Raw genomic sequence first — 12,965 nt, 5'->3', positions numbered from 1 at the left:
TGTTTCTGGAGTGTTACCGAAGTAATTTGCTAAGAACAGCAGTCATTGAGAGACTAGGGAACCCTAAAACATGAATAAAACCGACACGACTGCCGACTTGGAACTGATAGAGCGCCGCGCCAAGGGACTGCACGACTGGTTAGAAAAAAATGGGCGTGGATGTTTTGAAGAACAGTTGCACGTCCACGCCGGAACAAAAGAGAAAATTTACTGGCACTACGGGTACATGGTTGCCCTTGCTGATGTTCTCCGCTATTTATGCGGAGATACTTTAGCTACCGATTCCACGCCCTCGCACACCCACTCACAGGACAAACATAATTAGTTCCATTCGGTGCGTCTGGATGAATGATGTTATCCGGCGGATCGAAGTCGTGATAGATTTGGCACTCTTTCTCAAACGCGGCTTTCATCGTTTTGTAATACCCGTATTTGAAATAGGCGTACCCCTCGCCAATCCACTTTTTCAGCCTGCCTGGAAGGTCATCATCTGACCTTCCCACATAATCCACTTTGAAGTTACCATCCGTTGTGCTATCGAGCACGTAAACACCCGGCCCTTTCCCGGCAAGGTATTGGTTGATATTTTGTTGGTTGAGCTGGTGAGGCCCATAAAGTCCAGTTGAAGCCATTTTGCTAACCTCAGTTTGATAGTCCACCGCCCGAACTCTCTCGTCGCCTTTGCGTTCCGCTAGAAGGTTGAACTGTAAGCACCGGCAGCAAAAACAAGTCGTGCAATGGCCGTATTTAGAGTACATCAAAAACTAGTCACTTTACCATAAAAATCTAGAATTTATTTAGGCACGGCGGATTTCTGCATGTATGTGCCTAAAGTGCCTATAAATTTTCTAGGCAAAGCTATTGACATGGCACGTCGCCGCGCTTACTATTAGGCAATCGGAGGTGGATTATGGAGCGAGATGTCATTCAGCGAATGATCTCTGAATACAAGAAACGGATCGAGACCTACCAAGCAATGATTGCTGAGTGGGAAAAGGAACTTGGGTTAGCGCCCGGTGCTGTCCTTACGGGTGACTCGGAGCAGCCGAGCGGAAAGGCAAAATCTTCTACTGGCGATATTCCTTCCCTAGTCCGCAATTTTCAGTTCTTCGGCAGAACGCAGACTGAAGCGGCAAAGGCGCTTTTGGAGCTTGTGGGCCATCCTTTAACTACTGAGGAAATCATGGAAGGGGTTGTGAAGGGCGGCCTTAAACTCGGTGGCAAAACCCCGAAAGACAAGAAGCAGAACTTCTACACCATCCTGAACCGCAGCAAGGAATTTGGCAGGGCGGCTAAGAACACATGGGGCATTTCGAGCTGGCCCGGAATCACTAAGGATGAGGACGAAGGTGCTGACGACAGCAAAGAGGCTAAGAAGGAAAAACCGTCCCAAGAATAGGCAAGGGCCGAAATCGGTTGCATCCGATTCGGCCCAGTGAACCAAATCTCTTCTAGCGGAAGAAAGGTAAGCACAATGAAGTGCCTGAGGTTCTTTTTGATTCTAAACAAGTCGCCACCAAAAGGAAAGAAAACTTTTTTCTTCCCACCCTAACCAAAAACAGCGCCCCGTTGTAAGCGTCAACTTACAGCGGGGCTAATCAGCACACGGAGTGAGCCGCGATGCCAACTACGAATGAATTATCCCCCAAGACATTACAGGAAGCAATCCTGCATTTCAGTGACGAACAAAACTGTATTGATGCCGTGGCTAAGATGCGCTGGCCCGATGGCGTAACGTGCCCTGCGTGCGGTCACAAGAAGCATTATTACCTCAAGACAAAACGGCGCTGGAAGTGTGCTGAGTGCTGGCGACAGTTCTCAGCGAAACTCGGCACGATCTTCGAGAAATCTCCCATCCCCTTGAATAAATGGTTGCTAGCAATGTGGCTGGTCACGAGCTGCAAGAATGGAGTTTCATCTTGGGAAATCCATCGTGCAATCGGAGTGACGCAAAAAACCGCTTGGTTTATGATGCACCGCATTCGGCTTTCAATGCAGGATGGCTCCATTGTGAAACTGGGTGGCGAGGGGAAAGAAGTTGAGGCAGACGAAACTTTCATAGGTGGCAAGGCGCGGAACATGCACATGGATGTTCGCAAGCGCCGTATCACCGGGAGAGGCATATCGGGAAAGCAAGTTGTGTGGGGAGTTTTAGAACGCGGTGGCGATGTACGATGCGAAGTTATTGTTGATACCATGAAGCCGCGCATTCACAGATTAGTCAAGAAGCACGTTGCTGCTGAAACCGCTCTCTATACCGATGCCCTAGGTTCCTATCGCGGATTGGATGCCGAATACGCTCACAAAGTCGTAGACCATGCCGTCGCGTATGTGGATGGTCGCGTGTCCACGAATGGTCTGGAAAACTTCTGGTCTTTGCTCAAGCGAAGTATCAGTGGAACCTATGTGAGCGTAGAGCCGTTTCACTTATTCCGATACCTTGGGGAGCAATCATTTCGTTTCAACAATCGCTCACGGCGAGAGAAACCCATTCACGACGGCGAACGGTTTAGCAAGGCTTTGGCGCAAATAGCAGGTAAGCGGGTTACATACAAAGAGCTAACCGGGAAGGAGCATCTTCCAGTGGTGGCAGCAGAGCCGTTCTAGAGCCATTCTGTGTCTGGGTCGGGTGAAACGCGGCCCGAAAGTAAAGTCTGGTTAGTTTGGTGACTCAGAGATATTATTGCCTTACTTAAAGTAGTCTCCGTCGAGTTAAGTCATTCCAATTCAGGTACATACGAGAGGACGAAGAGTAATGAAAAGAGATAAGTCCCCGGCTGCCAGATAGATACTGATCAGTTAACTCTGGAACTCTGGGTAGTGAAACAGCCTCGCAGTTCCAAGCTCCAAAGTTTTTCAAACCGTCATGACCTGCGGAACGTAGCCGAGTGGGTGCCACCCCTCCCGGGCTCGCTCTCTTTTTCACGCTTACCCACCACTTCGTGGTGGGCTAAACTCTCCGCCGCGCCACCCCACCCCGGTTCCGGCGCTTGGAAGCATGGCAGAAGCGTACATCTTGGAGCACCTTGGAACCCCACGCACACTGGAACGATATTCGTTTTGTCAAAGAGCAACCCTGCACGACACTGAGCCATGCATTTTCCGAAAGATAAAGCCCCAGAACCAAGCCAAGCATTCTGGAATGCTCTAGGAGAATGGTACCTGCAATTCCTGAAAACTCAGCAAAGTGATATCACTTTTGGGTGAGGCTGGGACTGCCAGCGCTTTCGCGCTCACGCTGTGTTTTGTATGATTTCTCCCACGGGTGTTTAATGGCTGACACGTTCAGGTTCTGGCTCTTAGCAGGCAAGCCTTTCAGAATCAATGAATTAGATTGTGGTTTTAGGACTGCACTCTCTCGGAGTGCCCGCCAGCGACGAAGGCAAGCAGAAAGCCTCGAGTTGGCGAGGCACGGGAGAGAAAAAATGCGGCGGATTCTGGTTCTTGCAGTTGCAATGTTTTTGGCGTCAGCGGTCCAGGCACAGAAGGGTAAGATTTTCACGGCAGAAGACTTCACCCAGAACGCACCACAGTGCTCCAAGGGCACTGCGAGCTTCATGGTTCAGGTGGGCCCGAAGCTACCGGTTTACCAAATTCGGCTGATTGAAGACCCGGTTACGGCGGAGACAGCCACGCTCCACCATGTGGGCACAATAGAAATTTCGCAGGCCGGCTCTCTGCTGCAGAGCATTGACGTAAACAGCATATGGGATGACAGTCTGTGCAGCTTTTTTGAGATGACAGATGTAAACTTCGACGGGTATTTGGATATTGCAGTCCTAAGAGACGCGGGCGCGAAGTGGATGCGCCGCGATTACTACGTCTTTGATCCATCCTCCGGACGCTTCGTCACCAATGCTCTCACCGACGATTTGGCGCAGGTGAAATCCAGCAGGATTGTTTTGAACCATGAGACTGAAGAGATACGCGCCTCATTCTTCAAGGGCCGCTGCGCCGGTGAGGACGTCTACAGGGTCGAAAATGGCCGCCTGGAAAAGATCCAGGAGCAAGACGTTACCCCAAGGGGCGATGAGTGCCGGATCACGATCAAACAAAGCCTGCACGGAAACTGGGAGGTTGTTCGCACCAGCAGGACCCTGGATATGGGAGACCCGGGCTTTTAACAACCAGCCTGACGGATTCAAGGGAGAAGGAGAAAGGCGGCGTGAGTTCACGCCGCCTGGATCTTTCTAAGGCTCGCGCTCCACGCCAAAAAACGACTCGAAAAGGGCATTGACGACCCTCGTCAGCGCGAGTATCTTTAGCTTTCATCTACATTTTTGGGGCCGTCCCTGCGTTCAAATGAAAGTGGAAACCGGCGGAGTAATGCCGAGAAGATTCTGCCGTGCAGAGAACATCAGTTTGGTGAATCGTTGAAAGTTTTTTCGCAAAACTGACATATATACATAGGCACACCAATCGCAACTCTGTCGTGGCAGCCAGCATACACCTTAAAGAGGAGAAGATATCGTGAAGCGTGTCTTGGGTTTGGGTAGCGTTGCAACCATGTGTTTTGGACTTGCCGTGGCGATAGCGGGTTTTTTGCCCGCGGCATTGGCGGAGGACTGGCAGCCAATTGCAAAAGAAGACCTGGCACTCAAAGACAATCCAGCCAGTCCAGGCGCGCACGCCATGATCCTCTACCGGGAAAGCAACGTGGACACCACCGAGGCGAGTGTTTCCGAATACGTTCGCATCAAGATTTTCACGGAAGCAGGGAAGAAGGCGGGAGATGTCGAAATCCCCTTCATCAAAAGGGGGGAAGGTGGATATGATATCCACGATGTGCGTGCGCGCACGATTCGCCCCGACGGCAGCATCGTGAACTTTGACGGCAAAGTGTATGAAAAAGAGGTACTCAAGACAGGCGGTATAAAATTTCTGGTAAAGGCCTTCAGTCTGCCCGAGGTACAACCGGGTTGCATTATTGAATACAAGTATCGTGAGCAACACGACCGGGAATACCTGGTGGAACCCGTTTGGATCCTGCAAAAAGATCTTTTCACCCGCTATGCCAAATTCGCTTTCCATCCTTCCAAGCGGGATATTGATTACCAGTTGTACTGGCGGTACAACACTCCTCACAAAACCGAGCCCAAAAGACAATCAGATGGCTCCTATATGATGGAGCTGCATGATATGCCGGGGATTGATGATGAGAAATACATGCTCCCGCGGCCGGTCCTGGAGGCCCGCCTGGAATTTTTTTACCGTCAATCGGATGAACCCAGCAATGAGCCCCCGGACCATTACTGGAAGCGCATGGGCAAGAAATGGAACGACGAATTTGAACACTACATCAACCGCAAGGGTGCGCTGGAATCAGAGCTAGGCCAGATTATTTCTCCAAACGATTCTACAGAGACGAAACTGCGGAAGATTTACGCTCGTGTTCAGAAGATACGGAACACTCTCTATGACGTTGAAAAGACCGAAAAAGAAATCAAGGTCGAGAACCTCAAAAAGAACGACAACGTCGAAGATGTGCTGAAGCACGGCTACGGAACCGGCCGCCAGATCAACTTTCTCTTTATTGGTCTGGCGCGGACGGCTGGCTTTGAGGCCACCACGGTGTATGTGGCCCCTCGCAGTAACAACTTCTTTCACGAACAGATGGAGGACCCATCAGAAATTGACGACGACCTCGTTTGGGTAAAACTGGAAAATAAAGACGTTTATCTTGATCCAGGAGACCCATTCTATCCTTACGGCCTGTTGCCATGGTCAGAGACCGGGGTCAGAGGCATACGGCTGAATAAGCAGGGTGGTGATACCATCACCACAACCGTTCCCGATGCTAATGATGCGAGGCGCGAACGCAAGGCTGACATCGGGCTCGACGCAGACGGCAATCTTTCGGGCAAGATCATCGTTGACTATTTTGACGCGTCTGCCTGTATGCGCCGGCAAGAGGAACATGAAGACGACGATGCCGGCAAGAAAAAGGACATGACAGATCTGGTCCGCGAGTGGTTACCTTCTGAGGCCTCTTTTGAAATAACCGAGACCACCGGTTGGGACAATAACAATGCCCCGCTGCATATCGAAGGAAAGATTCGCATGACCGGCTTCGGCGCGACCACGGGGCGCCGCATCCTGGCCCCGGTCACGGTGTTCCGCTCGCCCGAGGCCCAGGCGTTCGAATCCGCCCAGCGGGTGAACGTCATATACTTCCACTATCCTTACACGGAGCACGATGAGATCATTCTGCATATCCCCGACGGGTATAGCATCGAGACGGCGCCGCCTGCGGTAAAGACGCCAGAAGCAGCGGTCATTGACTACAGCCTGGCTGCTACACCGCAAGGATCCATCGTACATATTGATCGTCGCCTGGATGTAAAGCAAATTCTGTTCGAGGTGAAGTACTATGGGGCACTACGGAGTTTTTTCAGTCAGGTCAAAAGCGACGATGAGTCACAGCTCGTCCTCACGACGGCACAGGCTGCCCAGAAAAAGTAGTTTCTTGCGCAAAAGCGAGCGTTCGGCAGTTTGGGCCGCAATGTGCCTTGCTTTGCTCGTTTTGGGATTGCCATCGCCGATGAAGGCGGCTGACAAAGCTCCCGACTGGATGCACGAAGCGGCACGGCAGACCCTGCCCGCGTATCCGCCCGAGACGGTTGCGGTCATCCTGCTGGATGAACGCAACACCACGGTCAAGGACAACGGTGAAATCGAGACGCTGTACCGGCGTGCCTATAAAATCCTGCGCCCGGAGGCGCGCGACGAATACGGCACAGTCGTAGTCAATTTTGATAGCGAGACCAAGCTCTCATATCTGAAAGCCTGGGCCATCCCGCCGACCGGGCCCGAGTATCAGGTGAATGAAAAGGACGCCATCGAAAGTGGATGGACTGAAGATCTCTATAGTGACGAACGTCGCAAAGGTTTGCAGCTTCCAGCGGTTGAACCTGGAAGCATTGTCGGTTACGAGTTCGTGCAGAAGGAGCGGCCGTACGTATTCGAGGATATCTGGCAGCTACAACATCAAATTCCGGTGCGCCATAGCCGTCTCACGCTAAACCTTCCTGCTGGTTGGGAAATGGCTACATACTGGTCCAACTATGCGGAGGTCAAGCCCCAGCCCGATGGGCCCACTCAGTACGTATGGGAGACGGAGAATCTGCCGGCGGTTGAGCACGAAGACGATATGCCATCGTGGCTGGCCGTTGCCGGGCGTCTGACGGTGAAATATTATCCGCGCGATTCTGCATTGCGCGCCAAGAGCAGCGGATCGTGGCGTGATATTGGGCTGTGGTATGCGCAGCTTACCGCTGATCGCCGACAACCCACTCCGGAGATTCAAAAAAAGGTGGCAGAGTTAACCTCGAATGCTCCAACGCTACTCGACAAGATGCAGGCTTTGGCGTCTTTTATGCAGCATGATATACGCTACGTCGAGATCCAGATTGGCATTGGCGGTCTTCAACCGCATTCTGCCGATGCAGTCTTCCGTAACCGCTATGGGGATTGCAAGGACAAGGTGACGCTGTTGAGCACCATGATGCATGAAATCGGCGTTGAGTCCTACTACGTTATCGTGGATACTCAACGAGGCATTGTTGTCCCCGAGACCCCTTCTATTGCTGGCAATCATGCTATCTTGGCCATTCGGTTGCCGGAAAGCGTTCCCAGCGCCAACTTGTACGCAATTGTCCAACACCCCAAACTGGGCCGTCTTTTGTTTTTTGATCCCACAAGTTCGTATACGCCTTTTGGCTATCTGCCTTACTACCTTCAGGATAGCTATGGACTTGTAGCGGCACCGGAGGGAGGCGAATTGGTGCACACGCCTTTGCTGGCGCCTTCTGCCAGCCGTCTAACTCGTTCAGCGAAATTTACGCTGAGTCCTACGGGGATGCTTTCGGGAGACGTGGACGAGGTCCGCTCGGGAGGGGAGGCGGCTTCCCGTCGCGCAGAGTTTCAAGCGGTGCAACCGGCAGAGCGCGCAAAAGTAGTGGAAAATATCGTCGGCAATTCAGTGAACAATTTTTCCATCAAATCGGCATCTGTGGGGAACCTTGATCAGTACAATCTTGCATTGACGTTGAAGTATAACTTCGTTGCAGAAAACTACGCACGCTCTTCGGGTAATCTATTATTAGTACGCCCACGCGTACTCGGGCAAAAAGGCGGGGCACTGGGAAAAGAAAAAGACAAGAAACGCCTTTACCCGGTGGAGTTACGCGATCCCTCCCTGCAGACCGATGATTTCGAGATTACGCTTCCGCCGGGCTACGTTGTGGACGAGCTGCCGCAGCCGGTCGAGGCCAAATGCGATTACGGATATTACTCCAGCGTGGTCGAAGTCAACGGCAATACGCTGCACTACAAGCGCACGTACGAGATTAAGGACGTAGCTGTGCCTGCAGAGAAGCTGGATGCATTCCGCGATTTCTTGCACCAGATCAATTCCGATGAACGGCAGAGCGCCGTGCTGCGCAAGGCAGCCAACTGAAGATATTCAGGTCTTTACTTTAGAGCGTCTTCAGGGTTGGTGTAAAACTTTTTCTAGCGCTCAGCTTCGCTACGCCATGCCTTCGGCAGAGTGGAGTTGTTCATTTTTGGCAGCTTAGCGGCACAACTAAAGAGGCTGCGGAAAAACGTTTTTCTGGGGCGCTCCGCTTTTCATCTGAGGGCTTTGCCCTCGCTTTTGGTTCGTGCGAGACAGCACTCACCAAAAGCTCACCCGGCTGCGCGCATGCCTACGGCAGCAAGGAAGTGTTATTTCCCAACGACTTCCGGCACAGCTAAAGCTGTGCCCCTCCGAAAGACTTCACGAGAATTGAGTTTCTCCGCAACCTCTAAAGTCGTGCCCCGACACATGTCTTCACACACGAGGGACTTTTTCCGCAACCTGTAAATCCGTACCCTGACACGTGATCCCACCGAAAGGGCATAGCCATGCTGGAAACGCTCTAGAATTGGGATATGCACAAGCGGAAGACGAGATCAAAACATCCGGGCGTAGAGATACGCCAGGCTGTTGCAGAAGATGCTGCCTTGATTGCGGCAGTCCTGCTCGAGTCGTTCCTGGAGTACAGAGCTTCTTATACGGAAGAAGGCTTTTCGGCAACTACTCCGAAGAGTGATCAGGTGCTTGCCCGTATGAGCGAAGGCCCGGTCTGGGTTGCGTTGCATGATAACGCTATTGTGGGCACGGCTTCCGCGGTGTCCAAAGGCACACAACTTTACATTCGTGGCATGGCGGTTGTTCCCACAGCAAGAGGTTTGAAAATCGGGAAACTGCTTTTGCAATACATCGAGAGCTTCGCTGCTGCACACGGCCACAGGCGTTTGTTTCTGAGCACGACGCCTTTCTTAACTCACGCGATCGTGCTCTATGAAGGCCTGGGTTTTCAGCGCAGCAACGAAGGTCCCCATGATTTGTTTGGAACACCGCTTTTTACTATGGTGAAGACTTTGGGCCATCCCGCTAAAGCTCCCTTGCGGGGGATTTAGGTTTACGTCCCTTGCATCGGTTCCTGAGACGCAGACTCCCAAAACGTGGAACACATCAGCCAAGAGTTTTGAATATCACCTTAAATACAAACGGAGAAAGACGGTGGACAAAGCCTGAAATTGCCCTTTCGTCAAAACAGATTGATTTCGGATGAAGTGCTAGGAGATTTTCCGATAAATCGTCGTCTTCCCCACGCCCAGTAGAGCCGCTACCAAAAGCTTGTCTCCCTTGGTGGCCCGCATTGCTTTATCGATGGCCAATTTCTGCATATCGCGCCATTTCATAATATGGTGCTTTTTGCGTAATTTGGCCAGGACATCTTTGGAATATCTGGGTCTTGCCGGCTTTCGCTTAGTTCTAGTCTTCTTTTTTGATTTGCGCACTTAAACTCCTCGCGAGCTATTTTTTTACTGCCATTCTGGTTCTTACAGCGACTTGGGGGGAAGTCGAGCGAATCAACTCGCTCACTAGTAGCATATCAAACTCTATTCCGATTTGGGAACCGTTCCTTTCTGGGGCCAAGGCTCGCCGGGACATGGAAGTTCGCTCGAAGGTCAGGTACGAAGGTAACTACAGAGTGGTGGCTGTTCAATCCAAGAGACAAATAAGCCTCAAAACCTATGGCTATTAACATGAGGGCTTTCTGCCGAGTGGATTTTAGAGTTTTTACCTGGAATTTGGGTACAATCGCTGCAATTGAGGACAACTATGCCCGATGACAAAAGTGCAAATCCAGAACTCACTTCCCGATTGCAGAAAACCAGTGAAGAGTTGAAGCAACTAACGCAAGATATCAAAACTGGAACGGTGGATGTACGTGTATTAGTGGAATTCAGGAAAGCAATGAACAATGCGCGGCATACCGCGTTTGCCGTGCAAAAGTGGATCCAGGAGGAGCAGAAGGCCGGTGGAAATCCATTCTCAGTCATTGCCATGGTCGTGGAGGAACGTATGCGCGTCGCCAAGGAACTGTCAAAGGACTTGATGAACGACATACACAGTGGCGACCTCGATCTGGATACTCCTGGGATCAAAGAGTTTTACCATCAGATGAAGATGCTGGTGGAAAACCTGGGACGATTCGTTCATGAATAGTTGATTCGGCGAAAAAGCGTCTTTGTAAATAGTTTGTAAATTATTGGATAAGCGGAGCCTGTTTCTGGCCAAAGTTTAGACAAATCATTTATCCTTTCTAACGAAAGGAGAACGGTATTATGAGGATTCTCGTTGTATCGCTGCTGTTTCTAGTGTGCGCGTCGGTGTTATCTTTCTCGGCTGACGAGTCACAGCAGCCCGCAGCCCCGGCAGCCGGAACTAAAGCTCCGGATTTTACCCTGTCATCTCAGGAGGGAAAACAGGTTTCATTAAACCAGTTTCAAGGCAAGTGGGTCGTACTTTATTTCTATCCCAAGGATTTCACCTCCGGTTGTACGTTAGAGGCCCACAACTTCCAAAGAGACATGGATAAATACGAGCAGAAGAATGCCGCCATCGTTGGAGTAAGCGTGGATACGGTGGACTCGCACAAAGGTTTTTGCACCAAGGAAGGCCTGAATTTCAAGCTGCTGTCTGATGCCGATCACACGGTGTCGCAGAAATATGGCTCGGCGAAGGACTATCAGGGTCAAACCTATGCAGCCCGCCATACTTTTCTGATTGATCCGACCGGCACCATCCGCAAGGTGTATCTTGAGGTCAAGCCGGCGACGCACAGCGACGAAGTGCTGGCAGACCTGCAACAACTGCAGGCCAGCAAATAATTTATATTGAGACAGAGAAAAAGGCAGCCACATAGGGCTGCCTTTTTTGTTGTCAGCTTTTATTTGTAAGCTGAATGATTGAGCTTTCTTCGCTCCTACTTGCCTACGTAACTGACTCGCCAAATCGAGTTGGAGCCATCGTCGGTGACAAACAATGAACCATCATTGCCGACAGCAACACCCACGGGGCGTCCCCAGACGTTGCCGTCGTCGGTGGTAAAGCCGGTCAGGAAGTCTTCGTATTCGCCTCCAGCTTTACCTTTCTTAAGAGGTACGCGAATCACCTCATATCCTGAACGCTTGTGACGGTTCCAGGAGCCGTGCTCCGCGGCGAAGATATCGCCGTGATATTCGGCAGGGAACTGCCTGCTTTCGTAAAAAACCATTTCCAGCGAAGCAAAGTGGGGTTGCAGAAGCACATCGGGAGTTATTACTTTGCTCTGAAGTTCAGGATGTTTGCCTTTGTGCTGGGGATCATAGTGTCCACCCATGTAGTACCAGGGCCAGCCGTAGAATCCGCCTTCCTCAACATGAGTGATGTAATCGGGAACAAGGTCATCGCCCAAGGTGTCGCGTTCGTTGACTGAGGCCCACAATTCGCCGGTCTCAGGTTGGAAGGCAATACCGACAGCATTGCGAATGCCATAGGCATAAATGCGGAAGCCCGAGCCATCGGGGTTGTATTCCAGAATGTCGGCCCGGCGGTTTTCGACAGAATTTCCGTCAGTGTCATCTTTATTCGAGTGCGAACCAACAGAAACATACATCTTTTTCCCGTCTTGGGAAAAAGCGATGTCGCGCGTCCAATGGCCTCCGCCGCGCAAAAAACCGCCAGAGGGCAGATTAGAGACGATGACCTGCTTCGGGCCGGCCGCCTTGATGTCTCCATTGTGATAAGGATAGCGGACAACTGCGTCGGTGTTACCGATGTAAACCCACTGTGGATCGGGACCTGGAGGGTAAAAAGCGATGCCGAAAGGTTTCTTGAAACCTGTGGCGAAGACCTCCGTTTCCGCAGCTTTTCCATCGGCAGTCACGCCACGGAATATCTTCACCACTCCGGGATTGCTCTCAGCAAGAAAGATATCGCCGTTGGGAGCGGTACGAATGAGCCGTGGATTGTCGAGCTCTGAAGCGTAGAGTTCAACCTTGAATCCGGGCAGGGCCTGGGGCCAGGCTCCCGAAGGACGGGGTACAACCTTCGGTCCATTATCAATAGACTCGGTTGCAAACGGCTCCGGCAAATCTGGCACCGTAATCTTGCGGTAGGCGCCTGGTTTTTCCTGGGTGTAATCAATGAAAGCGTCTTTGCCTGTAGTGATCACGGGAGCTTTGATGACTGGCGCCGGAGCGGTCGCAGACGCAGCAGGAGTTTTTTTCTTCTTCGCATGGCTTTTGGTCTGAGCGTGAAGCAGATACGCTCCTGATGAAATCGAAACCATGGTGACAAGCGCAACGAAACGAGAGAATTTCATCGGAAGATCCTTTTATTGTAAGTTTCAAGTTTCAAAACGATTTATGGGAAGGAAGAACAAACGGCTTTATTGTAAATGAGTTTTTTCGTCAGTTGCAGCGGCGTTTCGCAAAACACCTGGGACTTCTCGCATATATTCGAGCCGTTCTAAACATTGGTAAAAATGTGAGTATGAATCAGGGGGCAACGCGTTCGCAGCGCTGCTCCTTTTTTTACAACGACTGCAAGCACCTTTTCCAACATCGGCCTCCCTTCGGTTCATGTATAA

The 12,965-nt window shown here is 51.3% G+C and carries 11 protein-coding genes; 9 read left to right on the top strand and 2 right to left on the bottom strand.

Annotated elements, in window-relative coordinates; all coding sequences use genetic code 11:
- Window positions 1–70 precede the first annotated feature (70 nt).
- From VK738_06230 to VK738_06200, 7 genes are all read left to right on the top strand, one after another.
- On the top strand, window positions 71–325 hold the full coding sequence (locus VK738_06230; GenBank protein HTD22230.1) for a hypothetical protein: 255 nt from the start codon (window positions 71–73) through the stop codon (window positions 323–325).
- 585 nt (window positions 326–910) lie between these two features.
- Complete coding sequence (locus tag VK738_06225; GenBank protein HTD22229.1) at window positions 911–1,399, top strand: HTH domain-containing protein; 489 nt, start codon at window positions 911–913, stop codon at window positions 1,397–1,399.
- Window positions 1,400–1,620: 221 nt separating this feature from the next.
- On the top strand, window positions 1,621–2,607 hold the full coding sequence (locus tag VK738_06220; protein HTD22228.1) for an IS1595 family transposase: 987 nt from the start codon (window positions 1,621–1,623) through the stop codon (window positions 2,605–2,607).
- A gap of 818 nt (window positions 2,608–3,425) precedes the next feature.
- Window positions 3,426–4,124: a hypothetical protein gene (locus VK738_06215; protein HTD22227.1), complete on the top strand. Its 699-nt coding sequence runs from the start codon at window positions 3,426–3,428 to the stop codon at window positions 4,122–4,124.
- Between the two features lie 346 nt (window positions 4,125–4,470).
- Window positions 4,471–6,462 (top strand): DUF3857 domain-containing protein, encoded by a 1,992-nt coding sequence (locus VK738_06210; GenBank protein HTD22226.1) that lies wholly within the window; start codon window positions 4,471–4,473, stop codon window positions 6,460–6,462.
- Window positions 6,463–6,541: 79 nt separating this feature from the next.
- Entirely contained in the window at window positions 6,542–8,458 is a 1,917-nt protein-coding gene (locus VK738_06205) for a DUF3857 domain-containing protein (protein HTD22225.1), read from the top strand.
- Between the two features lie 473 nt (window positions 8,459–8,931).
- Window positions 8,932–9,462 (top strand): GNAT family N-acetyltransferase, encoded by a 531-nt coding sequence (locus VK738_06200; protein HTD22224.1) that lies wholly within the window; start codon window positions 8,932–8,934, stop codon window positions 9,460–9,462.
- A 159-nt stretch (window positions 9,463–9,621) separates the two neighbouring features.
- On the opposite strand, the gene VK738_06195 is transcribed toward VK738_06200, so the two are convergent.
- Window positions 9,622–9,747: a helix-turn-helix domain-containing protein gene (locus VK738_06195; GenBank protein ID HTD22223.1), complete on the bottom strand. Its 126-nt coding sequence runs from the start codon at window positions 9,745–9,747 to the stop codon at window positions 9,622–9,624.
- Between the two features lie 424 nt (window positions 9,748–10,171).
- On the opposite strand from VK738_06195, the gene VK738_06190 reads away from it, so the two are divergent.
- Together VK738_06190 and VK738_06185 are read left to right on the top strand one after the other, a co-directional pair.
- Window positions 10,172–10,558, top strand: coding sequence for a hypothetical protein (locus VK738_06190; GenBank protein ID HTD22222.1), 387 nt, complete (start codon window positions 10,172–10,174; stop codon window positions 10,556–10,558).
- A 119-nt stretch (window positions 10,559–10,677) separates the two neighbouring features.
- The gene (locus tag VK738_06185) at window positions 10,678–11,223 is read left to right on the top strand and encodes a peroxiredoxin (protein HTD22221.1); all 546 of its coding nucleotides are present in this window, start codon (window positions 10,678–10,680) and stop codon (window positions 11,221–11,223) included.
- Between the two features lie 95 nt (window positions 11,224–11,318).
- On the opposite strand, the gene VK738_06180 is transcribed toward VK738_06185, so the two are convergent.
- Complete coding sequence (locus tag VK738_06180; GenBank protein HTD22220.1) at window positions 11,319–12,698, bottom strand: sorbosone dehydrogenase family protein; 1,380 nt, start codon at window positions 12,696–12,698, stop codon at window positions 11,319–11,321.
- Window positions 12,699–12,965: the final 267 nt, after the last annotated feature.

The sequence above is a fragment of the Terriglobales bacterium genome (assembly GCA_035487355.1).
GTDB lineage: Bacteria > Acidobacteriota > Terriglobia > Terriglobales > Acidobacteriaceae > QIAW01.
This window is presented reverse-complemented; position numbering and strand designations above follow the sequence as displayed.